At 28.4% G+C, this 26,376-nt stretch carries 20 protein-coding genes and 1 other annotated feature; of the genes, 10 read left to right on the forward strand and 10 right to left on the reverse strand.

Annotated elements, in window-relative coordinates:
- Window positions 1–4: 4 nt before the first annotated feature.
- Window positions 5–4,231, forward strand: a complete 4,227-nt coding sequence (locus ACLR9T_RS07555; RefSeq protein WP_413108931.1) for an acyl-CoA dehydratase activase-related protein — start codon at window positions 5–7, stop codon at window positions 4,229–4,231.
- Window positions 4,232–4,596: 365 nt separating this feature from the next.
- Here the strand turns inward: ACLR9T_RS07555 and ACLR9T_RS07560 are convergent, their stop codons facing one another.
- The 7 genes from ACLR9T_RS07560 to ACLR9T_RS07590 all read right to left on the reverse strand — a co-directional run bounded on the left by ACLR9T_RS07560 (window position 4,597) and on the right by ACLR9T_RS07590 (window position 10,286).
- Entirely contained in the window at window positions 4,597–5,328 is a 732-nt protein-coding gene (locus tag ACLR9T_RS07560) for an ABC transporter permease (protein ID WP_413108932.1), read from the reverse strand.
- Complete coding sequence (locus ACLR9T_RS07565) at window positions 5,321–6,247, reverse strand: ABC transporter ATP-binding protein (protein WP_413108933.1); 927 nt, start codon at window positions 6,245–6,247, stop codon at window positions 5,321–5,323. Before ACLR9T_RS07565 ends, ACLR9T_RS07560 begins: the two co-directional genes overlap by 8 nt.
- A gap of 62 nt (window positions 6,248–6,309) precedes the next feature.
- Window positions 6,310–7,224, reverse strand: coding sequence for a sensor histidine kinase (locus ACLR9T_RS07570; RefSeq protein WP_413108934.1), 915 nt, complete (start codon window positions 7,222–7,224; stop codon window positions 6,310–6,312).
- A 2-nt stretch (window positions 7,225–7,226) separates the two neighbouring features.
- Entirely contained in the window at window positions 7,227–7,916 is a 690-nt protein-coding gene (locus ACLR9T_RS07575) for a response regulator transcription factor (protein WP_413108935.1), read from the reverse strand.
- A gap of 754 nt (window positions 7,917–8,670) precedes the next feature.
- Window positions 8,671–9,087, reverse strand: a complete 417-nt coding sequence (locus ACLR9T_RS07580) for a pyridoxamine 5'-phosphate oxidase family protein (RefSeq protein ID WP_413108936.1) — start codon at window positions 9,085–9,087, stop codon at window positions 8,671–8,673.
- Between the two features lie 67 nt (window positions 9,088–9,154).
- On the reverse strand, window positions 9,155–9,511 hold the full coding sequence (locus tag ACLR9T_RS07585) for a winged helix-turn-helix transcriptional regulator (RefSeq protein ID WP_413108937.1): 357 nt from the start codon (window positions 9,509–9,511) through the stop codon (window positions 9,155–9,157).
- 124 nt (window positions 9,512–9,635) lie between these two features.
- Window positions 9,636–10,286 (reverse strand): RsiV family protein, encoded by a 651-nt coding sequence (locus ACLR9T_RS07590; protein WP_413108938.1) that lies wholly within the window; start codon window positions 10,284–10,286, stop codon window positions 9,636–9,638.
- A gap of 175 nt (window positions 10,287–10,461) precedes the next feature.
- On the opposite strand from ACLR9T_RS07590, the gene ACLR9T_RS07595 reads away from it, so the two are divergent.
- Complete coding sequence (locus ACLR9T_RS07595) at window positions 10,462–11,544, forward strand: metallophosphoesterase (RefSeq protein WP_413108939.1); 1,083 nt, start codon at window positions 10,462–10,464, stop codon at window positions 11,542–11,544.
- A 39-nt stretch (window positions 11,545–11,583) separates the two neighbouring features.
- Here the strand turns inward: ACLR9T_RS07595 and ACLR9T_RS07600 are convergent, their stop codons facing one another.
- Window positions 11,584–12,456, reverse strand: a complete 873-nt coding sequence (locus ACLR9T_RS07600; protein WP_413108940.1) for a methionyl aminopeptidase — start codon at window positions 12,454–12,456, stop codon at window positions 11,584–11,586.
- A gap of 290 nt (window positions 12,457–12,746) precedes the next feature.
- Between ACLR9T_RS07600 and ACLR9T_RS07605 the strand changes: the two genes are divergently transcribed.
- The gene (locus ACLR9T_RS07605; RefSeq protein ID WP_413108941.1) at window positions 12,747–16,472 is read left to right on the forward strand and encodes a polysaccharide lyase family 8 super-sandwich domain-containing protein; all 3,726 of its coding nucleotides are present in this window, start codon (window positions 12,747–12,749) and stop codon (window positions 16,470–16,472) included.
- 44 nt (window positions 16,473–16,516) lie between these two features.
- Here the strand turns inward: ACLR9T_RS07605 and ACLR9T_RS07610 are convergent, their stop codons facing one another.
- Window positions 16,517–16,771: a GIY-YIG nuclease family protein gene (locus tag ACLR9T_RS07610; protein WP_413108942.1), complete on the reverse strand. Its 255-nt coding sequence runs from the start codon at window positions 16,769–16,771 to the stop codon at window positions 16,517–16,519.
- A gap of 104 nt (window positions 16,772–16,875) precedes the next feature.
- On the opposite strand from ACLR9T_RS07610, the gene ACLR9T_RS07615 reads away from it, so the two are divergent.
- The 6 genes from ACLR9T_RS07615 to ACLR9T_RS07640 all read left to right on the forward strand — a co-directional run bounded on the left by ACLR9T_RS07615 (window position 16,876) and on the right by ACLR9T_RS07640 (window position 23,959).
- On the forward strand, window positions 16,876–17,796 hold the full coding sequence (locus tag ACLR9T_RS07615; protein WP_413108943.1) for an AEC family transporter: 921 nt from the start codon (window positions 16,876–16,878) through the stop codon (window positions 17,794–17,796).
- Between the two features lie 81 nt (window positions 17,797–17,877).
- Entirely contained in the window at window positions 17,878–18,894 is a 1,017-nt protein-coding gene (locus ACLR9T_RS07620; RefSeq protein WP_413108944.1) for an oxidoreductase, read from the forward strand.
- Window positions 18,895–18,992: 98 nt separating this feature from the next.
- Window positions 18,993–20,291 (forward strand): hypothetical protein, encoded by a 1,299-nt coding sequence (locus ACLR9T_RS07625; protein ID WP_413108945.1) that lies wholly within the window; start codon window positions 18,993–18,995, stop codon window positions 20,289–20,291.
- Window positions 20,292–20,367: 76 nt separating this feature from the next.
- Window positions 20,368–21,561, forward strand: coding sequence for a DUF5050 domain-containing protein (locus ACLR9T_RS07630; protein WP_413108946.1), 1,194 nt, complete (start codon window positions 20,368–20,370; stop codon window positions 21,559–21,561).
- A gap of 8 nt (window positions 21,562–21,569) precedes the next feature.
- The gene (locus ACLR9T_RS07635; protein WP_413108947.1) at window positions 21,570–22,922 is read left to right on the forward strand and encodes a UDP-N-acetylmuramoyl-tripeptide--D-alanyl-D-alanine ligase; all 1,353 of its coding nucleotides are present in this window, start codon (window positions 21,570–21,572) and stop codon (window positions 22,920–22,922) included.
- Window positions 22,919–23,959 carry a D-alanine--D-alanine ligase family protein gene (locus ACLR9T_RS07640; RefSeq protein WP_413108948.1) on the forward strand — a complete coding sequence of 347 codons (1,041 nt, stop codon included), beginning with the start codon at window positions 22,919–22,921 and terminating at the stop codon, window positions 23,957–23,959. The genes ACLR9T_RS07635 and ACLR9T_RS07640 overlap by 4 nt, the downstream gene beginning before the upstream one ends.
- 130 nt (window positions 23,960–24,089) lie before the next feature.
- Here ACLR9T_RS07640 and ACLR9T_RS07645 read toward each other — a convergent pair whose 3' ends face one another.
- Entirely contained in the window at window positions 24,090–25,292 is a 1,203-nt protein-coding gene (locus tag ACLR9T_RS07645; protein WP_413108949.1) for a CapA family protein, read from the reverse strand.
- Window positions 25,293–25,455: 163 nt separating this feature from the next.
- Between ACLR9T_RS07645 and ACLR9T_RS07650 the strand changes: the two genes are divergently transcribed.
- Complete coding sequence (locus ACLR9T_RS07650) at window positions 25,456–25,980, forward strand: CpXC domain-containing protein (protein WP_413108950.1); 525 nt, start codon at window positions 25,456–25,458, stop codon at window positions 25,978–25,980.
- A 172-nt stretch (window positions 25,981–26,152) separates the two neighbouring features.
- Window positions 26,153–26,376, forward strand: a binding site (T-box leader). This feature is flagged as partial in the annotation.

Raw genomic sequence — 26,376 nt, forward strand, 5'->3', positions numbered from 1 at the left:
CAAAATGGAAAAGATTTATTATATGGGAATTGACGTTGGGTCAACTACGATAAAAATTTATATTATGGATCAAGATGATAATTGTATTTATTCAAAATATGAACGTCATTATTCTGATATACAAGCAACAATTACTACACTTATAAAAGAGATAAAAAATAAATATGGTAATTTTAAAATAATAGCGTTAATGACTGGTTCTGGAGGATTATCACTTTCAGAATATTTAGATATTAAATTTGTACAAGAAGTAATTGCATGTACTAAAACAATTGAAACTTATATTCCTGAATGTGATGTTGCTATAGAATTAGGGGGAGAAGATGCTAAAATCACTTATTTTAAAGGCTCTTTAGAACAAAGAATGAATGGTACTTGCGCAGGTGGAACAGGAGCGTTTATTGATCAAATGGCATCATTGTTGCAAACAGATGCATCTGGATTAAATGAGCTGGCAAAAAGTTATCAAATGATTTATCCTATTGCATCTCGTTGTGGTGTGTTTGCAAAAACTGATGTTCAACCATTAATCAATGAAGGAGCGAACAAAGAGGATATTGCTATTTCTATTTTTCAAGCTGTAGTTAATCAAACTATAAGTGGTTTAGCTTGTGGTAAACCAATAAGAGGAAAAGTGGCGTTTTTAGGAGGACCTTTATTTTTTCTAGATCAATTAAGACAAAGATTTATTGAAACTTTAAATCTTAAAGATAATGATATTATTTTCCCAAATAATTCACAATTATTTGTTGCAATGGGAGCAGCTTTATTAGCTAAAGAGGAAGATAAAATAACCGATATTAGTACTTTGTTAAGTAAATTAGAAACAGTTGAAGATATGATGATTTCTAATGAAAATATTTTAGAGCCATTATTTAAAAATGATAATGAGAAAAATGAATTTAGACATCGTCACTATATTGACAAGGTTAGAAAGAATGATCTTAAAAGTTATATAGGAAACGTATATTTAGGATTAGATGTTGGATCTACAACAACTAAAGCAGTATTAATTGATGATAATGATTCATTACTATATTCTTTTTATGATTCAAATGAGGGTAATCCATTAGATGTAGTAGTTAAGATTGTTAAAGAGATTTATGATTTATTACCACCACAAGTTAATTTAGTTTATAGTGGAGTAACTGGTTATGGTGAAGCATTGATTAAAGCTGCATTAAAAATTGATATGAGTGAAGTTGAAACCATGGCTCATTATAAAGCTGCTACATATTTTAAAAGTGATGTTAGCTTTATATTAGATATCGGTGGCCAGGATATGAAAGCAATTAAAATTAAAGATGGTATAATTCAAGATATACTATTAAATGAAGCTTGTTCTAGTGGTTGCGGTTCTTTTATTGAAACATTTGCTAGGTCTTTAGGGTATAAGGTAAGTGAGTTTGCTGATATAGCATTAAATTCTAAAGCACCGATTGATTTAGGGAGTCGTTGTACCGTTTTTATGAATTCTAAGGTTAAACAGGCTCAAAAAGAAGGTGCAAAAGTTGAAGATATTAGTGCTGGCTTATCATATTCGGTAATTAAAAATGCTTTGTATAAAGTAATAAAATTAAGAAGTAGAGATGATTTAGGGGATAATATATTAGTTCAGGGGGGAACATTTTATAACGAAGCTGTATTAAGGGCTTTTGAAAAAGAAGCTGGTGTTAATGCGATTAGACCAGATATTGCGGGATTAATGGGAGCTTTTGGGATAGCCCGTTTAGCTCGCGAAAATTACAAGGGAAAACCTACTACATTATTAAGTCGCGAAGAATTAGATAATTTTACTTGTCAAAGTGAAATAAGATATTGTCAAAAATGTACTAATCATTGTATGCTTACGGTATCAACGTTTAACGATAATAGTGAATATATTAGTGGTAATCGTTGTGAACGTGGAGCAAATATTCCTATTGCTTCTAAAAAATTACCAAATTTATTTGATTATAAATATCGTCGAGTTTTTAATTATCGTTCTCTTACAATTGATCAAGCAGTACGGGGAACAGTAGGAATTCCAAGAGTTTTAAATATGTATGAAAATTATCCATTTTGGCATACTTTTTTTACAAAACTAGGATTTAGAGTTGTTTTATCACCACGTTCTAGTAAAGAAATCTATGAAAAAGGAATAGAATCAATTCCTTCAGAGAGTGTTTGTTATCCAGCAAAACTAGTTCATGGTCATATTGAATCATTAATTGAAAATGGAATTAAATATATTTTTTATCCTAGCTTAGCTTATGAACGTAAAGAGTTTGATAATGTCAATAATCATTATAACTGTCCCGTTGTTACTTCATATCCAGAAGTTATTCGTAATAATGTTGATAATCTTGAAAACAATAACATTATATATCGAAATCCTTTTATGGATTTAAGCAATCAAAAAACATTATTTAGTAATTTAAAAGATGAATTGAAAGCTTTTAAAATAAGTGATAAAGAATTATTAAAAGCAATACAGGATGGTTACAATGAGCTTTATAAATGTCGACAGGATATTCAAGAACAAGGTGAAATGATTCTTCAATATATTAAAGATAATAATATCACAGGAATTGTTTTATCAGGACGCCCATATCATGTTGATCCTGAAATCAACCATGGATTAGCAGACTTAATAACTGCTGAAGGTATGGCAGTTTTAACTGAGGATAGTATTTGCCATTTGGATAAAGAATTGGATCAATTAAGAGTTGTTGATCAATGGACATATCATTCAAGATTGTATCGTGCAGCTTCATTTGTTGCAACCCAGCCAAATCTTGAGTTAATTCAGTTGACATCATTTGGTTGTGGTTTGGATGCAGTAACAAGCGATCAAGTAGCTGAAATTTTACAAGCCCGCCATAAGATATATACTTTAATAAAAATTGATGAAGGTAGTAATTTAGGTGCGATTAGAATTAGAATTCGTTCTTTAAAAGCTACAATTGATAAACAATTAAAAAATAAAAAACAGATATATCCAAAATATCAGCCCTTAAAAATACCATTTACAAAAGAAATGAAAGAAAAAGGTTATACTATTTTATGTCCGCAAATGTCACCAATTCATTTTCAATTTGTTGAAAGTGCAATGCAGGAATCAGGTTATAATTTAGTTGTTTTACCTTCGGTTGATAAAGGGGCAGTAGATGCAGGGTTAAAATATGTAAATAATGATGCATGTTATCCAAGTATATTAGTTACAGGTCAAATAATGGAGGCTTTATTAAGTGGAAATTATGATTTAGAAACAACAGCAGTAATTATTACTCAAACTGGTGGCGGGTGTAGAGCAACTAATTACATTGCTTTTATTAGAAAGGCTTTACAGGATGCTGGAATGCCACAAATACCAGTAATTTCTGCAAATTTACAAGGATTAGAGAATAATCCTGGGTTTAAATTAACTTTACCTCTTGTAAAGAAAGTAATTATTGGAGCTATGTATGGGGATCTATTTATGCGTGTACTATATCGTGTACGTCCGTATGAAAAAGTAGCCAATAGTGCTAATGAATTATATGTATCTTGGGTAAAACGTTGTCAAGAAAATGTAAAAAATGGTAGTATAAAGGAATTTAGAAAGAATGTTTATCAAATAGTTAAAGAGTTTGATCAATTACCCTTATTAAATATTAAAAAACCTCGTATTGGATTAGTTGGTGAAATTTTAGTTAAATTTCATCCTACTGCAAATAATGAAATTGTTGAAATTATTGAACGTGAGGGCGGAGAAGCAGTAATGCCTGATTTAATTGATTTCTTTCAATATTGTTTTTATAGCACAAATTTTGAAAATGAACATTTTCATGCGTCTAAAAGATCTGCAAAATTATGTAATCTAGCAATCAAATTTGTTGATCTATTACGTCATGATATGATTAAAGCATTAACAAAATCAAAGCGTTTTGAACCACCAGTTTCAATTGAGCATTTAGCAAAAAAAGCTAGTACAATTGTATCTATAGGTAACCAAACAGGTGAAGGATGGTTTTTAACGGGAGAGATGATTGAATTAATAGAATCTGGTGCACCTAATATTGTTTGTATGCAGCCTTTTGGATGTTTACCTAATCATGTAACTGGTAAAGGTGCAATCAAAGCTTTACGAAAGGCATATCCTGAAAGTAATATTGTTGCGATAGATTATGATCCAGGTGCTAGTGAAGTTAATCAGTTAAATAGGATTAAGTTAATGCTTTCAACAGCATTTAAGAATTTAAATAATTAGTGTTAGTAATAATTATAAAATGGAAAAGTGACCATTGTTTAAATACAAGGCTTATAAGTAATAATGAAGATTTGAGAATTTATTTTATTATTAATTTGTCACCTTACAAAAGAGTTTTAATATGGCAATATGAATAAATATATACAAAACCGTAGTTCATACATATGATCTACGGTTTATTTTCTTTAAATTTTCAGTTCATACTCTATACAATCAGTATGGACTGTGCTTTATTTTTTTCCTTAATTTTTGTATAAATGAAATCAGATTCTATATATTCGCATGTAGCTATTACTTTGTAGGAATATGATCTTTATTGTAAAAGTGAACATAATATTATGAATACAAATCACGATTTTAAGTGTTTATAAATCTTGTTTTTTAAATTCGTGTATAGCTAAAACAACTCCAAGTAATCCGCAACAAAGTATTGAAGTAATACAAATATATAAATATTGGCTATTTAGCGATAGCATAGTAGATATTTGTATAGCTAGCCACGGAACAATACTTGCTATCGGGAGTAATTCTTCTGATACTTGAGAACCAACTGATTGTAATAATACAAAAAATAAAGTACATAGTATGGTTGGATAAAATAGGGTTCGCTGTCTTATAGCGATCCAAATAATTGGTAGAAAAGCAATAAAACTTAAAATACTAATTTGTGTAAATAATTGTATCGTAAAATGAATAGTAGTAGTTGTAACTTGTGAATGAAACAAAATTAGTGAACCTAATATTGTTAGACATTCAGTAACAATCATAACTACTAAATACCAACAAAACCATACAATAATTTTACTTAACACAAAAGTTTTTCTATTTACAGGTGCAGTAATAATATTAATAATTGTTTTTTCACTGTATTCTTTTTGCATTGAATGAGTTAAAAAAAAGCCACTCATAATGGGCAAGACTAAATTTACTAACATTGAAACAGTCTGTAGCCATTCGTAGTAATCAATTTTTGTTTTATCGATTAAAATTGATTTTATAACTAATAGAATAGGAATAGAAACTGTAATTAGAAATCCAATAAGAGCCATTTTATTTTTCTTTAGTTTTATAACTTCTGTTTGAAATGCATTATTCAAATTTTTCCCCTCCAGTTAATGAAGTAAAGTAATCTTCTAATGTTTCATGTTTGAAATATAGTGATGATAAGCCTACACCATGGATAACCAGACAATTTGCTATTTCTTCAGTATCTAAAGTTTCATCATAAATTTGGATGCAGTTTTTGTCTATGACAGAATAATTTTTACACTTTAATACACTTTCTAATAATTGAGTGGCCTTGGAAACAGAATTCACCTTAACTTCAATAAATTTTTTATTTTTTTCTTTTAATTCACTCATAGAAATTTCTTTTAATAAATGACCATCATGTATTATTCCTATATCATCTGCAAGTAAAGAAATTTCAGATAAAATATGGCTTGAAATAATAATGGTTTTTCCTTGTTCATAGCACAATGTTTGCAAAAACTTTCTAATTTCAACTATTCCTACAGGATCAAGTCCATTTGTTGGTTCGTCTAATATCAAAATCTCTGGGTCATTCAAAATAGCATTTGCAATTCCTAAACGCTGTTTCATACCTAAAGAATACGAAGCAAAGGGTTTCTTATCTTTATAAGGGAGTCCAACTGTTTCTAACGCACTTTTAACAGATTTTTTTTTGATTGTTCCTCTTAATCTTGAAAATATTTCTAAATTTTCTGTTCCGGTTAAATAAGAATAGAAACTAGGAGTTTCTATAATAGAACCTACACGAGTATAGATATTCTTTTCATTTCCTTTTAATGGTTCACCAAAAAGCTCTATTTCTCCTGATGAAATAGAAATAAGCCCAAGAATCATTTTCATTATGGTAGTTTTGCCAGCACCATTTCTTCCTAATAAACCATATATATGCCCCTTTTTAATATTTAAATTTATTTTTTCAACAGCCAAAACATCTCCATATTTTTTTGTTAGTTGTTTAGTGGAGAGAATAATTTGATTACTCATATTCCGGCCTCCTTTATTTATTACAATTAAATCACACAAACCTTATCAAAACCTTGTCGTAATTATGCATTATTCATGTTTTTTGAAAAACTTAATATAAAAGTTGTTCCTTTATTGTAGTAGCTATTTGCTTTAATTGTTCCGTTTAATGCATTAGTCAATTCTTTTGCAATCGCAAGTCCTAAACCATTACTGTTTTTTGTCCGTGATGTATCACATTTATATAAACGGTCAAATATAAATGGTAAATCTTTTTCCGCTATTCCAATACCATTATCAACAATTGTTATTTGCACTTCATTTATTTCATCACTAATCTGTATGATAAGTTTGGTTGCATGGCTATGTTTGATCATATTCGCCAATAGATTATTGATGATTCTATTAAAAGCATTTTTATCAATGACAATATATAATGCTTCTTCTGGTATATCAAAGTTAAAATCTATATTATTTTCCTCGAATTTTATTATCCAATCAGCAAGGAGCAATCGTGTTAATTCACAAATATTCTCAGTTTTAAAATCATAGGACCACTCTCCAGATTCTAATTTCAACCATTCAAATAGTGATTGGATATAAGTACTTAAATTTAAAGCTTTTTCTTTAGCAATATGTAAAAATTCCTGTTGCTCTTCAAAATTCGTATCATTTTTTTCCAATACTTCTAAATAGCCAATGAGGGAAGATAAAGGTGTACGGATATCATGTGATAAACTAGTAACTAGTTTTTTATATGCTTTTTCTGCTTTGTTGAGTTCTAACAATTTATTTTTATCCTTAATTACGATTTCATTGATTTTGTAAACAAGATTACTTGTCACTGTGTTTTCATTATCAATCAATCGTCTATCTAAATTGCCGGAATAAATATCATCAAGGACTTTTACTATTTCTTGCAGCTTTCTTTTGGTCTGATAAATATAGTACAGTAACACGATAATAAAAAGACAAAGAAATATTATTATATAAATCATTATCAGACCCCCAAATTGAAACGATAGCCTACCCTGTGAATAGTTTGAATATAGTCTATATTTAGTTCCTCATTTTTAATTTTTTTACGAAGTTTGCTAATAAAGGACATAATATTGTTATCATCAAAAGAATAATCATTATTCCAAACATGTGTATATATTTGTTCCTTTGTAAATACTTTTCCTTGATTAGACGCAAGAAAATACAATAAGTCAAATTCTTTAGCTGTTAAACGAATTGGATTATTATTGATAAGTACAGTCCTTAAAGATACATCTATATGCAAACCTTTAAAATCTAAGACCACTTGTTCCTTTGTATTATTAAAAACGGTAAATCGTCTAATAAGAGATTGTACTCTTGCAATAAATTCAGCCATTAAAAATGGTTTAGTCAAATAGTCATCTGCTCCTAATCTTAATCCAGATACCTTATCAATTTGAGAATCCTTTGCAGTCAACATTAAGACCGGAACATTACTTAGTTTTCTTATTTCAGTTAAAACTTCATATCCGCTCATAATGGGGAGCATAATATCTAATATGACAAGCTGATAATCACGTATTTTAAAAGTATTAAGCCCAATCTGTCCATCATAACATACAAAAACATTAAAATTTTCTTTTTTAAGTTCGCGTTCTAATAAATTACATAAATCTTTGTCATCGTCAATGAGTAATATCTTATTCATTTCCTTTCCCCTTTTTCTTTTTGATGTATTGTCATCAAAGTTTTGATACTGTCTCAATATTTCGGGCTAGTTAAATATAAATGTTTTGTTATTCTTGATTAACTTGGTGATGTCTGTATAATCATACAATAACTTATAGCAATAACGTGAATGGATTTTTATTGTGCTATAAATACAACATATCTTATTTATTTTTGGATTAAAATCTCTTTTAATATATCTTTTCAATTTGCTTGAAAATTACAGTCTTTTGTAGTTACTGTATGTAGTTTGATAAAATGTATCTTGAATTGTTTTTCATGATATTTCCTATATAGTTTATAACACAATATTTAATTTTACCCGTAAATGTTTGTTTGTAAATTGTCATATACTTTTCTTTTGTTGTAATTGACTTATGATATTGTACCATATTCTTCTATTTAACTAGTATACTTTAGGGTAAAAACATCTATCAGATAGTAATTTTGTACTTTCTAATCAAAATCTCTATTCTATGACAATATATATGTTTGTAAATCTTATCAAAAGTACAATAATATCATGATACATATTCTGTGTATGTTTAATTAGTAAGAATACGAACTCAAAATATTGCAGATTTACCATTCTCCAAAGGTAAAACATGAGTATTAGAAGTTTTTTTGAATAGTAAAAATACCTGTCGGGCTTTTAAAATAAGGTTTGACAGGTATGTAAAAAGCTATAATAAGATAATCGAGAACCTGCTTTAATTTTGTGAAAATATTAAAATTTAAATTTCAAAGTTTTCAGATTTAAACTTACTATAAAAACGTCCTTCTCTAGCAGTAAAACGTAAAACACAATAGTCTGGATCAGTTACGCCTTTAGAATAATACATTGTATCTCCAGGCTGCCAGATCATTTCCTTATTTTTGTTATCTGTTAGAACATCTACTGTACCTATTAACATTACTCCTCTAAAAAAACGTCTATCACAAAAATATATACAGGCTTTTGGATCTTCATAATATTGATTAACTCTCATTGATGAAGTATTAGTCGTAAAATAAAAAGTCTTAATTCCTTCTCTTTTACGAGGTGGTAACATAGCTTTTGTATTAGGATATCCATTTTTATCAATAGAACTTATAAAAGCAACACCTTGTTTATCAATCAAATTACCTATAGTTTTTATTGCATCTTTCATAGTATGCCTCCTTAATACTAATTATAACTAGCTGATAGATTAAGGTAAAGTACACACTTTTTTGTAACTATATTAAACCTTTTTCTTTTAGTAAATCTAATTTATTATCTTCTAACATAATTTCTATCCCTACTTTTTGCATAATTGTTATTGCTTCAAAAATCTGTTTTCCTCGAGGGGTTAAATAATACTCTACTTTAAGGGGATAACCATCATATTTTATTTTACTGACTATATTACAATCATGCAGTTCATTTAGGTGTTGAACAAGCATTTTTTGACTAATTCCTTTAATTTCTTTTTTTAAAGAAGACAATGAGTAAGAATTTTTACTAAGTTGCCAAATAATAATTGGTTTCCATTTTCCTTTAATCATGTCATATGTTAATTCTAATGGACAATTATATTCATTTCTCATTTTCATTTTTATTCTCCTTTGATTTTTATATCTATATTATATCTAGGGAATGATTAGAGAGCAACGTTACTTTCAATATAATACTTTGAATATAAAATAATCCTCTTTGAAAAGGAGGATTATTTAACAACTATTTAATAATGAATTCAGGAAGTGACATATATCCAGGAGCTATTTGAAATTGATTAAAAACGACTACAACTTGATTATCTTTATTGATATAAAAAGGTTGGTCAATAGAAATCTTAAGATTATTAACTTCTTCATCAAAATAAATCAAATTTGGGTTTTTTTGGGTATTTTCAGCAATTTGCTTTTTAACAGTACTTAAAATAATATTCTGATAATCTGTACCTAAGAAATGTTCCACATTATATATATCTCCAGTATCAAGATTTATAGTATAAAACTTCTTTTGTAAATAGCTATCTGCTAAAATTTGAGAAGAATTAATTGAAAATGAAAATATTTCATTATCACTATAGTAATTTTCGAAATTAATATCAACAATTAATTTATGCTCGGTATTTGGATTTTTGTCAAATTCTTTGATTTCATCTAGATAAGTATCAATAGTTTTCAATATTAACTTATTAATATCTTTTTTGACCTTATCATTTACATTGATAACTTTGGGAAATTTAATTGTAACAATAGTACCATCTGTTTCGTATTGTTTTTCTTTTAATAATACAAGTTTTGCATTATTTTCACAAGCATTAACAGAATTAATAAATAATGGTGCTATAATTAATAATAAAACTAGAAAATGTTTTTTCATGTTTCATCTCCTTTCTAGTCAATGTGTTTATTGATAGCAATGCTATCATTATAGTTTTTACTGTTTAAAAATAGTTATTCATTGCAAAATTATAGTATAAACAATTTAAATTAATTAAAAATAACTTGACTTAAAGTATAGTTTATTGTGTATTGTAATATACAAGGAGGTATATATGTATCAGTATATAGGTTTGATTGCGGTGATTCCAGGAATAATTTATTTTACCTTTTTTATTAATCGTTTTATTAAGACAATATTAAATTACCATACAAACATGTTAATTATTTTTGTGATAGGATTAATTGTTTCAATGCTCTCTTTTCCTGCGATAAATACTTTAGGATTATATGGCGTGATATATTATCACTTATTAGTGATTACGCTGATATTAGAATTAATAAATATTATTTTAAAAAAGTTTTTTATTTATCAATTTATTTTTATAACAGGTACTTTGACAATAGTAATAACTGCATTAGTTTTAGGTTATGGCTATTATAATATTAAACATGTAGTACCAGTGACCTATAATCTAAATAGTAAAAAAATTAGTAATTTAAAAATAATCGAGATAGCTGATTTACACATGTCAACTTCACTATCTGTTTCTCAGTTACAAAAATATTGTAATGAAATAAGTAAAGAAAAAGCTGATTTAGTTGTTTTAACTGGAGATATTTTTGATGAAAATACACCATTAGATGATATGCTCAATGCTTGTAGAGTTCTTTCAAGAATATCTAATAAACAAGGTATATATTATATATATGGTAATCATGATAATGGCTCACATGCTTTTAAAGATATAGCTTTTAATCCTGAAGATATTAAAAAAAATTTGGAATCTAATGGAATAGAGGTATTAGAAGATGAAATAGTTATTTTAGAAAATATTAATATTATTGGTCGAAAAGATGCTAGCTTTTGGGGAACGAACCCACGCTTATCAACTTCGGAATTATTAGCAAAAATTCCTGATAATAAAAAAGATAACTATACTATTTTGTTAGATCATCAACCATTAGACTTAGAACAAAATGCATCTATAGGTATTGATTTACAATTGTCAGGACATACTCATGGAGGACAATTATTCCCTATGGGAATAGTTCAATCACTCATAAGTGATACATTGATTCGTGGACAAAGAAATATAGATGATTTTACTGCAATTACAACATCTGGTATGTCAGGTTGGCGATACCCAATAAAAACAGGAGCACCAAGTGAATATGTGATAATTAAAATAAAATAAAAAAATAATATCTAAGAAAATATTTTCTTAGATATTTAATTATTTAGATAAAATTTCTACACCAGTTTCAGTTATTAAAAGCGTATGTTCCCATTGAGCAGAGAGACTACCATCTTCAGTAAAAACAGTCCATTCATCATCAGCATCAACAAAAACATCTGGATAACCAAGATTTAACATTGGTTCAATTGTAAAAACCATTCCGGGAACTAATATTACGGTTGGCTCATTAGGTTCAAAATGAAATATATAAGGGTTTTCATGAATAGCTAAACCAACACCATGACCACAAAACTCTTTGACAACACTATAACCATTATTAACTGCAAATTTTTCAATTGTTTTACCAATATCACCAACACAACTTTGATAAGGCGTTATTGCATCAATAGCAAGCTCTAAAGCTTTTTTTGTGTTTTTCACTAATTTTTTAGCTTCAGTTGTTACATTGCCAATCATGAACATTCTCGAAGCATCAGCATAATATCCATTTAACATGGTTGTCGCATCGACATTTACAATATCTCCATCTTGAATTATTTCACTAACACTAGGAATGCCATGACAAACTACATCGTTAATAGAAACACAAATATGTTTAGGATAACCACAGTATTGATAATCGGCACAGACAGCGTCATATTTTGAAGTATATTCTTTAGCCATAATATCTATTTCTTCAGTTGACATACCAATTTTAATATTTTTTTCAATATAGTCTAATAAACCAGAATTGATAATAGCAGCTTGTCTTATACCTTCAATTTGTTTAGAGTTTTTAATCATTTCATGGGTAGGGAGCATTTTACCCTGTTGCTCTAAGAGTTCAAGCTTTTCATCAAACTGAAGATGGCATTTTTTATACTTTTGTTGACTGCCGCACCAACAAAGATCATTTCGATTTAATTTCATATTTGACCTTCTTTCTTTATGGTATAAGTATATCATGTTGAAACGTTAATGCAAAAAATATAAATATTATTCATAAAAAAACTTAATATATAAGAGTTTTTTATAATTTTCATATAAAGTAATTGTTTATTAATAACAAATTATTAATTTTAAAACGTTTAATTAAGACTCAAATAACTAGTTATCAAGAATTTTTTATGTTAGAATGTTAAAAGTAGCGAATTTGAATGTTTTAAGTAAATATGAAAATAAGTTACGTAGGATCAAAAATAGATGTTCGGGAGGAAAAGATGAACAAAAAATTTATTAAAAAAGCGTGTGTAGTGTCATTGGTGTCAACGATGGGTATATCAACATTGATGCAAAGTGCCATTAATGTACAGGCGTTAACACAAGATTATTCAATAAATAGCGTATTGAATAATGGTTTACGGGTAGTGACTACAAATGATTATGGAGCGCTTCGTAATCAATGGTTTCAAGAATTAATTGGAGTGACAGCAGAGGATCTAAACAATACATTTGTAAAAGATAATATTAAAGATGCTGATAATGAGGCCAAGGAATTAATTCAAACAATGCAGAGCGTTGATGATCCTGAAAAATGTTTATGGGTTGACTTAGATAGTGATACGGTTAAATATGGTGCTAAGATGACTGCACAATTTGAAAGGATCTTAAAACTAGCTAAGGTTTATCAAACACCAGGATCAATTTATTATAAAGATGAAAATTTAAAAGATAAGATTATTGAAGCAACAATCTTTGTTAATACAAATTTTTATTCAACTCCAAAAAGTGTTATTAATGGACAAGGTTCTGGTAAAAATAACTGGTGGGATTGGGAAATTGGAACACCTACGCATGTTACTAATTTATTAGTAGTAATGTATGATGATTTTACACCAGAACTTAGAAATCAACTGATTGCAAATGTTGATGTTTATACTCCAAATGTTAATAGAAGAACATTATTCTGGAATATTGAAGAAACAGCTGCTAACTTAGCAGATAAAGCATTGATCGTTACACTTCGAGCTATTGTTGATGATAATGATGAAAAATTAGTTCATGTAAGTGAGCATTTACCAGTTGTATTTAAATATGTTACTAGTGGAGATGGTTTTTATAAAGATGGTTCTTTTGTTCAACATTCCAATGTTGCTTATACTGGGGCTTATGGTTACGTATTACTAGATGCAGTTGTAAATATTTTGTCAATTCTACAAAATACTAAACAAGCATTATCAACTGATGAATATAGTAATTTATATGCTTTTATTCAAGATAGCTTTATTCCAGCTTTATCATTAGGTGGAAATAATATGGACATGGTTCGAGGACGTAGTGCTTCAAGAGAATCTTGGCAAAGTAATCGTACTGGCCGTCAAATTATTTCAGCGTTAGTACAATTAGCACAAGTAGCTCCAAAAGCTCAAAAAGATTATATTAATGGTGTGTGTAAGACTTTAATTAAAGAGGGTAGTGCTGGACAAAGTGACTATTATAAATATATTACAAATGCTGATATCAAACGATTAAGCGGGTTACTAAATGATGGGACTGTAGAAGACTTACCAAGGGATACTAAATTCTATACTATGAATAGTATGGAAAGGGCGATTGTTCAAAGAAATGATTTTACTTTTGGTTTAAGTATGAGTTCTAATCGAATTGCAAATTATGAAACAGGAAATAACGAAAATCTAAAAGCTTGGTATATGGGACAAGGTGTAACTTATTTCTATACTGCTGATACTCAGCAATATAATAAAGATTATTGGCCAACTGTAGATTCTAAAAGGTTGCCTGGAGTAACTAGTGATGGGCAAATTCGTTCTGGGGGAACAACTAAGTCAGCTAATGCGATAAGTAATTCATTAGATGGTGTAAACGGTTCGGCAGTGATGGAGATTTCACCAAAAGATATTGTTAGCGGAACAACTACAACTGATTTAGCAGCTTACAAGTCTTGGTTTACAGTAGGAGATGCTATTGTTGCTTTAGGAACTGGAATTACAAGTCCAAATACTGTAGAGACAATAATAGATAATCATCGAATTGAGAGTGATAAAAAAGTGTTAGCTGACGGAGCTAATGTTACTCTTAGTGATGGTGAAGAAAAACAAGTTGCAGGAAACTGGTTTCATATTGAAGGTAATGTAGACGGTGGAGATATGGGATATGTTATTTTAGATGATTCTAAAGTGAGTATTAAAAAGGAAACGAATACAGCAGCTTGGTCAGAAATTAACCAATTACCAGAATTTTTAACAACAGATAAAAAGACTAATTCTTTTGTCTCATTATCAGTAAAACATGGAAGTAATATAACTGATAAAGGTTATGCTTATGCAGTATATCCTGGTAAAACTGCAAGTGAAACTAAAGAGTTGAGTACAAATGCTAACTTTGAAATACTTGCAAATAATGAAACTGTTCAAGCAATCAGTAGTGAGGGTGTAAAATATTATAACTTTTTAAAAGCTGGTAAAATTGATGGGATTGAAGTAAACGCTCCAGCTTCTGTTATTGTAAGTGAAGGGAATGGAAAGATGAATTTTTCAGTAGCTTCTTTAAATCGAGCAGGAGCAGCAGTTGAAATGACTTTAGATGCTGTATATGATAGTCCATCAGTTAATAATAGTAGGGTTCAAGTTTTAAATAATGAACCAGTTAGATTATCAATTTCTACTAATAAAGATGGTTCAAGTACTAAATTTATTTTAGAAGATAAACCAGCAGCAGTAGTGAAGGGTGATAATTTAGCACTTGGTAAAACTGCGACTGCTTCATCTATGGATCCAGCACCAACATTAAATGTAGTACCCCAAAATGCTATTGATGGGAATGCTAATACTCGTTGGGCGGCAGCTTCTGATAATGATGAAGCAACATTTACTGTTGATTTAGGTGAAGAGATGGAATTTAATAATCTTCATATATTATGGGAAACAGCTCATGGTAAAGAGTTTGAAATTAGAGTTTCAAATGATGGAAAGGATTTTAGTAAGATAGTATATAGTACAGATACTGGACCTGGTGGTAATCAAACAATCGACATAGAATCTACTAAAGCTCGTTATGTACAATATCATCAATTAAAACGTTGGAACCATCCATCAAATGGTAAATCATATGGTACTAGTTTCTATGAGTTTGAAATTTATAATCTTCGTAATCGACAAAATGTTATTGATGCAGTAGCATTAGCTGATGAGTTCTTTGTAAAATATACAACCGCCGATATCGAAGAAAACTATTATAAAAAGGTTGAAGAAGCGTATCTTCTAGCGACTAAAGCTTTAAAAAATAGTAAACTAGAACAAAGTGAGTATGACAAAATTGCTAAAGAATTAACTGATGCTATTAGCGAAGCTGAAAATCATTTAGTTATAAAATTAGAAAGTATTAGTGTTAATACAGATTTAGTTAATCTTCAAATTGGTAAAACAGCTAAAATTGAAGTTACATATAATCCAACTAATGCCACTTATAAAGATACTATATTTATAAGTAGTGATAAAAATATAGCTAGTGTCGATGCAGATGGCAAAATTACAGCAATTACTCCAGGTGAAACAACTATAAATGTACTTGCTGGAAAAAAAGATTCTGATGATAAAGTAACAGCTACAGTGACTGTAAGGGTAACTGCTGATAAGACAACGTTACAAGATGCTATTGATCAAGCTAATAAAATTGATGCAAGTAAGTATACTCAAGATACATATCAAGCATTAGTTAAGGCGTTAGATGCTGCTAATTTATTGTTAAATAAGCCATATGCTTTAGAAGGTGAAATTGAAAAAGCAACTCAAGATATTTTAGATGCTATTAAAGGTTTAAAAGAAGTGATTGATAATTCAAAAGCGGATGATATCACTGATACTAAAAAACCAAACACTAGTGTAAATACTGGTGATAGTACAGGTTTAATAGCCTTATTTACGAGTCTAACAGGTGCTGGAATTGGATTATTAACATTAAAGAAAAAGAAAAAAGAAAATAATTAATGAATTATTGATATAAAAAAGATAGACATTGTAATGACTAATCATTACTTGTCTATTTTTTTAATTAATAACTCTTTTTGTTTTCTTGTTAATTGTTTAATAGCATATTCACGTTTAAGGGCTAGGTTTTTATTGCTGAATTCTTCAAAGTAGATTAACTTAACGGGACGTCTAGCTCTGGTATATTTAGCCCCGTTTCCTTGGTTATGAGCTTTGATTCGGCGTTCAAGATTAGTTGTCCAACCCGTATAGTAACTATGGTCACTGCACTCAACAATATAGACGTAGTTTATTTTCATTAGTTTACCTCATTAGTAACATTATAACTAATTAATTAGTTATTGGTAAGTTTTTAATGACTAGTAGTGAATTTTAGTTTAAGATATCTTCGAGAGGTGTTATTGTGGTTGATTTTAATAATTTAATGGATTTACAAATTGAAATATTTATATTAATGATAATCGGTTATATTCTAAGAAAAACAAATATCATTTCAAAAGAGAATCGAAAAAGTTTAACTGATTTAGTTATTTATATTATTTTACCAGCTAATATAATTTACTCATTTATGATTAAGATGGATGAAACAATTATTAGGAGTGGGTTTACGATTTTAATTGTATCAGTTGCAATCCAATTAGGATGTCAGGTGTTTGGAAAATACTTTTTTATTAAAACACTTCCTCGACAGCAAAGTGTATTACAATATGGAACGATTTGTTCTAATGCTGGTTTTATGGGATCACCATTAATTCAAGGATTATATGGTTTAGATGGGTTATTGTTTGCATCTATTTATTTAATCCCCCAACGAATTGTAATGTGGTCAGGTGGAGTAGCCTGTTTTACTAGTGCTAAAGGTAAGGATGTTGTTAAAAAAGTAATTACTCATCCTTGTATTATAGCAGTATTCATTGGCTTAATTATAATGATAGGACAAATTGAATTACCAAATTATTTAACAGTTTCAATTAAAGCATTAAGTGGTTGTACAATGTCATTATCAATGATTGTAATCGGAGGGATTTTAGCAGAAATTAGATTTAGAGATGTAATTAATAAACTAACGATTTATTATAGTTTTATTAGACTGATACTAATTCCATTAATAGTCTTACTAGGATGTTTAATAGTTAAATTACCTGTTCTGGTAATTGCTGTAGCAACAGTGTTGGCAGGAATGCCGGCTGGTAGTACAACAGCAATTTTAGCAGAAAAATATCAAGGTGATTCTAAATTAGCGGTTGAAATTGTTTTTTTATCAACAGCATTGTCATTAGTCACGATTCCTATATTATGTTTAATCATTAATATAGTTGTATAAAAATTTTCAGTTATTGTAAAGATAGCAGGTTATAGTAAAAATATAGTATAATTTGAATAGTCTTAATTAAAGGAGAAATGTATGTTAACAATAGGATTTATAGGTAATGGAAAAAGTACTAATCGTTATCAATTACCATATGTTTTAACTAGAAAAAATATTAAAGTAAAAACAATTTATGCTCGTAATATAAATAAGAAAGATTGGAAACGAGTAGCAGGAATTGGTTATACCGATGATTTAGATAGTTTATTAAATGATCCAGATATTCAACTAATTAGTATTTGTACTCGTCATGATAGTCATTATAAATATGCAAAAATGGTACTTGAACATGGTAAGAATTGTTTAGTAGAAAAACCATTTATGAAAAATAGTCAAGAGGCAAAAGAAATTTTTGCTTTAGCAAAGGAAAAGGGATTGCTTGTTCAATGCTATCAAAATCGTCGTTATGATTCGGATTTTTTAACAACGCAAAAAGTTATTGAAAGTGGAAAACTAGGTAATTTATTAGAGTTAGAAATGCATTTTGATTATTATCGTCCAGAAATTCCTCTTGCTAGTAAAGAATATTCTTGTTTTGATAGTTATTTATATGGACATGGATGCCATACTTTAGATCAAGTTATTTCGTATTTTGGTAAGCCAGACAAGATTCATTATGATGTTCGCCAGTTATTAGGAAAAGGAAGAATGAATGATTATTTTGATTTAGATTTATATTATGGGACTTTAAAAGTATCAATTAAATCTAGTTACTTTAGAGTTAAAGAAAGACCAAGTTTTATAGTTTATGGTGATAAAGGATGTTTTATAAAAGCTAGTAAAGATCGTCAGGAGGAACATTTAAAGTTATTTTATTTACCAGGATCACCAGGATTTGGAATTGATCGAATTGAAGATTATGGGATATTATCATATTATGATAATGAGGGTAATTATCATGAAGAAAAAGTTGTATCTGAAGTTGGTGATTATGGAAATGTCTTTGATGGATTATATGAGACAATTATCGAGGGAAAAGAGCCACGAGTTAAGGATGAACAAACATTATTACAAATGGAAATTTTAGAAACTGGAGCAAATATGTGTAATTAAAGATACGAAAGTATCTTTTAATTTTTGACAAAATATTATTTATATTATGATACTAGATTAGAACATGGTACAATATAGTTAATAAGGGGTGAGGAATAATGAAATGTGATAATTGCGGGAATGTGTATAAAAATGATTTAAAATGTCCACTATGTGGGCATTATCAAGGGAGTATTTATCATTGTAGTGTTTGTGATACAATTATTCATTCTGGTCAATCTCATTGTCCTAAATGTGGTAGCCCAACTAAATATAATAAACGTGAAGATATAGGTGACAAATATTCGAGTAAATTTATTCCAACTAAATATGCAAAACATAGTGAAGCTACTCATGTTTATAAACAACAGGAAATGTATGATTATAAATCAAGTGATAATGAGATAAAACGAAGATTAGAAGAAGCAAGAAAAAAAATATTAAATTATAATGTGAAATCAGCTAAACCAAGAGTTAATTTACAGAAGAAAAATTTACTAATATTGATAATTGGCGGACTTATTATTTTAGGTGCAGTTGCTTTTAATTTTCTTACAGTAGAAAGATTAGAGGTTGAAACAGTTGATTTAGATGAAATAGAAGTAACTGGAAATAATAATAATCTAATGTTAGCGGGAAATTTTCAACAAGGAGGATTAGTTTATCAAAATAATGATAATATATATTTAGGGTGTAATTATCAGCTGAGAAAAACAGATCATTCATTTTCGAATTTTAAAAATATAGAAATTGAATCTGATGAAGTTGATGGTAATGTCTATACTGAAGATAATTATATATATTATAGTTCTTTTGGAAGTTATAGACGATATGATTTAAATACTAAAGAAGAAATTGAACTATTTAATATAGAGAAAGTATTACCTATTTATAATCATCGCTTTTTATACACTAATGGAGCAGGTCTTTATTTATATGAAAATGGTGAAAATAAGAAAATAGCAGATTATAATACAAATGTTTTTACATTTGATTTTAAAAATGAATTAGTTTATTTTGAAAAAGAGGGAATTGTTAGGGCTATTAATTTAAGAGGAAATTTTATAAATGATTATAGTATTTATTTATATGGTAACTTGTATGTAGATAAAGGAATTATTTATTATTATGATTTTGAAGGAATTAAAAGTTATGATATTAATACAAAAAATACTAGATTATATGTAGAAAATGAAAAAATTTATAATTTTATTGTAACAGATAAAGGAATTATTTATACGGACACAGATAATGATTTGTATTATTGCTATAATAACAGTGAAGAGAATTATTTGATTGGTATAAATGTTTTTGATTTTAATGTGGTAGGCGATAAAGTGATTTACAGTAGTGATAATGATGGTTATGGCTGGTTTATTAGTGATGGTTATGAGATAGTTAGTAAATTTTTAGAGTAGATTTGTTAAATAAGTCTACTTTTTTTTATGTACACAATATGATAGAATAAAGGCATTAAAAAAGTAGGTGAAAAAAATGGAAGAGATTAGAAGATGTAAAAATTGTGGAGCAAGATTATTGGAGCATGAAAATTATTGTCCAGTATGTGGTGTGATTCAAGAAGATGAAGTATCTAAAGATGAAATTATAGATGTAGAAAAGACAGCATATGATCAAGGAACTGAAATTGTAAAAGAAGAAAAGAAAAATTATTGGAAAAGTCCAATTATATGGTCTATTGCAATAGTTTTGTTAATTGTAAGTACTATTATGAATGGTTATTTAGATAAAAATCCAATTGAAGTTACAGATTCAAATAAACAAAGTGAAAAGGCATATAATAATAGTTCTATAACAATAAAAGGACAGACAAATCAATTTGCACAAGCAACTAATAACAATATGATGGGAATTAGTTATGTAAATAAAGATAAAGCATATATTATGATGAATCGTGAAATGTTGGTTTATGATAAAGATCTTAACAATCGTGAACTTGTTTTTGATCAATATTTAACATCTTTTAGTGAGGATGATAAGTATTATTATTTTCTTGATGAAAACAATGATTATCTTCGAGTAGAGAAAATAACGAAAAAAGAGGATATATTATTAACAAATGTATATTATGTTCATAATTTGGGTGAAAAAGTTTATTATCAAAAAGATAGTGATAATGAGTCGATTCATTGTTTAGATTTGACTAAAAATGAGGATAAAAAAATAAATGATGAAGTTTCATACAGTTTAATTATTGATGAAAAGAAACAAAGGATATTTTATATTAATAAAGAATCTGAATTAATTTCTATTGCTCTTGATGGTAGTGATCGTAAAGCATTAGCTAGTAACACACATATATATACTTATGATGGTGAGAATCTTTATTATATTAATGATAAAGGAGTAGTTAGATGTGACTTAAATGGAGAACATCAAGATATATATGAAAATGCTAATTTAAAAATGATTAATATTGTTGATGATCATATAGTTGTTCATGATGAAAATGTCATTTATACAATGGATCTTAAGGGGGAAAAGGTAAAGAAACTTTATACAATAGAAGCGACTGGTGAATTAACTTTTGAAGTAATTGGGGATAAACTATTAGTTCTGGCTTTAACATCTCAAGAACAAAACATTGGATATGAGGTTGTTGGTTTAGATGGAAAGAGACATATATTAGAAAGTAATGATACACCAGCGATTGTTGGTGAAGAAATCTAGGTGATAAAATGAAGATAAAAGAAATAATAGCTGCTACTAATGGTATTTTATTAAGCGGTGATGAGAATTTTGAAATTGCTGGATTTAGTCAGGATAGTAGAAATGTTAAAGTTGGGATGATGTATATTCCGCTTATTGGAGAGCGTTTTGATGGGCATGATTTTATAGATAGTGCATTTGAAAATGGTGCTAGTGCAATAATTACAGAACGGGATATTAATAGAAATGATCGAGTAGTTATAAAGGTCAAAGATACTTTAACAGCTTTACAAGATATGGCACGTTATTTAAGAAAACATCGTAATGTTAAAGTTGTTGGAATAACAGGAAGTGTTGGAAAGACAAGCACTAAGGATATGATTTATAGTGTTGTTAAGCAAGAATATCAAGTGTTAAAAACAGAAGGTAATTACAATAATAATATAGGATTACCATTAACTATTTTACGATTAAAAGATGAAGAGGTTATGGTTTTGGAAATGGGTATGAATCATCTTAAAGAGATGGAGGAATTATCACTCATTGCATATCCTGATATTAGTGCAATAACAAATGTTGGAACCGCACATATTGGTGAGTTAGGTAACCGGGAAAATATTTTAAGAGCAAAATTAGAAATAGCTGCTGGGATGGAAAAAGGAAGTACTTTAATTATTAACAATGATAATGATATGCTTTCAACAGTTAATCTAGATGATTTAAATATTGTTAAAGTGGCAATTGATAATGATGGCGATTTAAAAGCATTTGATGTAGTTTTGAATGATGATAAGAGTATTTTTAATTTATGTTATTTAGATAAAGAGTATAAAGTTGTAGTACCTGTACCTGGTAAACATTTTGTTTTAAATGCTTTAATTGCTATTGCTATTGGGATTAAATTAAATATAAGCATAGACAAATGTATTCAGGGAATTAATGAATTTCAGTTAACGAAAAACAGAATGGATGTTATTGAATTAAAAGATAACATTACTTTAATTGATGGAACATATAATGCTAGTGAGGATTCTATGAAATCAAGCTTAGATGTTTTAGCGACCTATTCAAAAAGGAAAGTAGCAGTTTTAGCTGATATGTTAGAGTTGGGTGAGTTTAGTGAGCAATTACATCGTAGTGTTGGTAAACATGTGGCTGATAAAAAGATTGATTTTTTAATAGCTGTTGGTAATGAGGCCGGATATATTGCTGCTGGAGCAAAAGATGCAGGAATGGATAACATTTATTATTGTAAAGATAATGAAGAAGTGATAAATTATTTAAGAAATAATTTATGTAGTAATGATGTGGTTTTATTGAAAGGATCAAATGGAATGAAACTTAAAGATGTTGTTACTCAATTAAAGGAGAAATTTTCATGAAACAAAAGTTATTAGTTTTATGTGGTGGACAATCTAGTGAACATATTGTTTCAAGAATGTCTTGTACATCAGTATTAAATAATTTAGATGTTAATAAGTATGATATTACATTAATTGGAATTGATTTAGATGGAAAATGGTATTTTCTAGATAAAACTCAGACAGATCTAGCTCAAGATACATGGTTAGAAAATAGTAAACCAGTAGCTGATGTTTATGGACTTTTATGTGATCATGATGTAGCTTTTCCAGTGCTTCATGGTTTATATGGTGAAGATGGAGCTATTCAAGGGTTGTTTGAATTAGCAAAACTCCCTTATGTCGGATGTCGGGTGATGGGATCGAGTGTTGCAATGGATAAGGTATATACAAAAAAAATCTTAGATACAGTTGGTATTCCTCAAGTTAAATCAGTTTATGTAAAAAAACGCTATGATGATAAATTAGTTGTAGTAAATAATGCTTTTGATGAAATTGAAACAGTTGAAAGTTATATTGTAGAGGAATTAGGAATGCCTTGTTTTATTAAAGCTAGCCGTTCTGGATCAAGTGTAGGGTGTTATCGGTGTGATAATTCTAATGAATTAATAGATAAATTAAATGAAGCAGCAAAATATGATCGTCATATTGTAGTTGAAGAGTGTATTGATTGTATTGAATTGGAGACTGCAGTACTGGGTAATGATGATGTAATTGTATCACGGGTAGGACAAATTATGCCTCATGGGGAATTTTATACTTTTGAATCAAAGTATGAAGATGAAGAAAGTAAGACCTGTATTCCTGCTTTAGTTGATGAAGCTATCCAGGAACAAATTAGAGAATATGCAGTTAAAGTATTTAAAGCAATTGATGGTCATGGCTTTAGCCGAGTTGATTTTTTTCTAGATAAAAACACTAATCAAATTTATTTAAATGAAATTAATACGATTCCCGGCTTTACAAAAATATCTATGTATCCACAATTAATGAATGACTTTGGTATTAATTATAGTGAATTATTAGATAGGTTAATTTTACTAGCTATGCAAAGATAAAAAGTATTTTATAAAATAATAATTTATGTCGAAGATTCCTTTTAAGGTTTTTTCGGCCTTTTATTTTCACTATTTATATATATGATTTGAAAAATATCAATACATAAAAAGAAGTGTAATGCATATACTTCTAATTAACTATGAATTGTTGATCAATTACATTATTAAAACTATTAATAACAAAATCTTTGGTTAAACCTTTAGAGTAACGATTGTGTGTTGTTTCCAAATTTTGGGTATATTGATCAAGAGGAACAAGTTTAAAATTATTAAGGTTTTGATCATAGTAATTGATAATGGGGATAGAATTAATATTTTTTATTGATACAGTATTATTTGTTTTTACAAAATTCATCTGTAAGATCATAGAAATATTATAAGCATTAGCAAATTCTTGACTGGCGCGTGTGACTTCATTATCTGCAGATATAAATGATCCAAGAGAATAAACAACAAGGGTTTTATAATTTTTATTTTCTATCCACTCAATTGGTTGGATACAATGAGAATGATGACCAATAATAACATTAACGCCTAGTTCATTTAAATAATTAGCAAGTTCTTTTTGCTCATTGTTAACTGTATAAGTAAATTCATTACCCCAGTGGACACTAACAATGACTACATCACTAAGCTGTTTAGCATGTTCGACCTCATCTTTAATTATTTGTTTATGTTCATTATCTAAGGTCATAGTGTCTAGATTACGATAATAACCAATCAAATCTTGATTTTGATAATCAGGTTTATTGGTTTTATATGTATAGCCTAAAAAACTAAAAGTAATATTATTAATGGATTTAGTAGGTATTTGTTGGCGGGCATCTTTTGATTCATAAACCCCGGTAGTTAAAATGTTATGTTGTTTAAAGAAATTAAGCGTATTGATGCGTCCTTTAATACCTGCATCATTAGCATGGTTATTTGCAAGATTTACAGCATCAACTCCCATATTGATTACGTGTTTTCCAATTTCATTAGGAGCATTAAAACTATAGCCGGTGCCAGATACTTTTAACTCACTACCGCCAATAGGAACTTCCATATTTGCTAGTGTTAAATCATCGTTTAAAAAGTATGGTTTAACTAGATCATAGTATCCTTTATCGTTATAACTAGGTCCAATCCAGTCATAATATGGCTGTTCGTATAATAAATCACCAATGAATGAGGCGTTGACTATTTTTTCTGTTTGTTTATTAAAAGTTTTGTTTGCTGATTTAGTAGTGGTAGGCTCTTTGTTAAGAAAATAAAATAATCCTAATGTACTAAATAGAAGTAATAATAAGGCACAATTTATTTTAAATGATTTTTTTAGTATTGTTTTTTTCATTTTTTATCACCATTGATATTGTATCATATTAAGATATAAAAATACTCTTAAGTATACTGAAAAATCTTTGCATATTCTTAAGATGAACTATAGGGTAATTGATAGTAATAATTTAATGTTTTAGTAAAATAAGTAAAAGATATTAAAGAAGGAGAAGTTTATTATGACTAATATTAAACTAGAAATTACATGTGTTCATTGTTTAGAAAATGGGGAAAAGAAAATATATCCAATTATTAATGGAAGAGATTTAGAAGCAAGGAATAGCATTTTTGAAGATGAATTATTTTTATATCGCTGTCCCCATTGTGGACATTATCAAAGAATTTCATATGAGTGTATATATTATGATGACAAATTGAAATATGTAATAGTACTAAGCCATGATGGAGATAAATTATTAAGAAAAAGTAAATTAGAGTTTAAAGACTATCAAGTTCGTTTTATTAAAGAGCTTACAGAGTTAAAAGAAAAAATAATTATTATTGAAAATGGTTTAGATGATCGAATAATTGATGCTATGAAACATAAAATACGTGCTTCAATAACAAATAAAGTTACATATGATCTGTTTTTGAATGATAAGCTTGAATTTGTTTTATTATATCCAAATAATGAAATTATAAAAACATTTGCTTTTTCAAAACAAGCATATATTACCCTCCAAAAGAGATATGCTGATTGTTAAGTTTTGTAGATTTAACTAGATATAACAGAAAACATAAAATCCAAGATACATATTTTGAATAAATATATTTGTGAAATAATTAATTATTAACGCAATAAATTATTGTCTGTAAAATTTATGAAAAAAGGTTGACTTCGACAAAATAACGGGCTATCATATTCAGTAACATAACTTAAATACTTTGATAGGAACTAGTAGATAAATTTACTAAGCATAGAGAGATTCTGGCTGGTGAAAAGAGTTGTTAGTAGTTTATTGAACTCATCCTTGAGTGGAGCGCTGAATCAAGTAGGTGGCTACGGAATGCAACCGTTATCTAGCAAGAGTATGTACTATATAATTAGCGTACTTGGTGAGATTAATATCGTGAGGTATTAATAAATTGAGGTGGAACCA

This window comes from Thomasclavelia sp., assembly GCF_047249845.1.
Lineage (GTDB): Bacteria > Bacillota_I > Bacilli_A > Erysipelotrichales > Coprobacillaceae > Thomasclavelia.

Excerpts from the sequence above, each read along its gene's own strand:
- ACLR9T_RS07555 (WP_413108931.1), top strand. The coding sequence starts at position 5 with ATGGAAAAGATTTATTATATGGGAATTGACGTTGGGTCAACTACGATA.
- ACLR9T_RS07565 (WP_413108933.1), bottom strand. The coding sequence starts at position 6,247 with ATGAGTAATCAAATTATTCTCTCCACTAAACAACTAACAAAAAAATAT.
- ACLR9T_RS07570 (WP_413108934.1), bottom strand. The coding sequence starts at position 7,224 with ATGATTTATATAATAATATTTCTTTGTCTTTTTATTATCGTGTTACTG.
- ACLR9T_RS07575 (WP_413108935.1), bottom strand. The coding sequence starts at position 7,916 with ATGAATAAGATATTACTCATTGACGATGACAAAGATTTATGTAATTTA.
- ACLR9T_RS07580 (WP_413108936.1), bottom strand. The coding sequence starts at position 9,087 with ATGAAAGATGCAATAAAAACTATAGGTAATTTGATTGATAAACAAGGT.
- ACLR9T_RS07585 (WP_413108937.1), bottom strand. The coding sequence starts at position 9,511 with ATGAAAATGAGAAATGAATATAATTGTCCATTAGAATTAACATATGAC.
- ACLR9T_RS07590 (WP_413108938.1), bottom strand. The coding sequence starts at position 10,286 with ATGAAAAAACATTTTCTAGTTTTATTATTAATTATAGCACCATTATTT.
- ACLR9T_RS07595 (WP_413108939.1), top strand. The coding sequence starts at position 10,462 with ATGTATCAGTATATAGGTTTGATTGCGGTGATTCCAGGAATAATTTAT.
- ACLR9T_RS07600 (WP_413108940.1), bottom strand. The coding sequence starts at position 12,456 with ATGAAATTAAATCGAAATGATCTTTGTTGGTGCGGCAGTCAACAAAAG.
- ACLR9T_RS07605 (WP_413108941.1), top strand. The coding sequence starts at position 12,747 with ATGAACAAAAAATTTATTAAAAAAGCGTGTGTAGTGTCATTGGTGTCA.
- ACLR9T_RS07610 (WP_413108942.1), bottom strand. The coding sequence starts at position 16,771 with ATGAAAATAAACTACGTCTATATTGTTGAGTGCAGTGACCATAGTTAC.
- ACLR9T_RS07620 (WP_413108944.1), top strand. The coding sequence starts at position 17,878 with ATGTTAACAATAGGATTTATAGGTAATGGAAAAAGTACTAATCGTTAT.
- ACLR9T_RS07625 (WP_413108945.1), top strand. The coding sequence starts at position 18,993 with ATGAAATGTGATAATTGCGGGAATGTGTATAAAAATGATTTAAAATGT.
- ACLR9T_RS07630 (WP_413108946.1), top strand. The coding sequence starts at position 20,368 with ATGGAAGAGATTAGAAGATGTAAAAATTGTGGAGCAAGATTATTGGAG.
- ACLR9T_RS07635 (WP_413108947.1), top strand. The coding sequence starts at position 21,570 with ATGAAGATAAAAGAAATAATAGCTGCTACTAATGGTATTTTATTAAGC.
- ACLR9T_RS07640 (WP_413108948.1), top strand. The coding sequence starts at position 22,919 with ATGAAACAAAAGTTATTAGTTTTATGTGGTGGACAATCTAGTGAACAT.
- ACLR9T_RS07645 (WP_413108949.1), bottom strand. The coding sequence starts at position 25,292 with ATGAAAAAAACAATACTAAAAAAATCATTTAAAATAAATTGTGCCTTA.
- ACLR9T_RS07650 (WP_413108950.1), top strand. The coding sequence starts at position 25,456 with ATGACTAATATTAAACTAGAAATTACATGTGTTCATTGTTTAGAAAAT.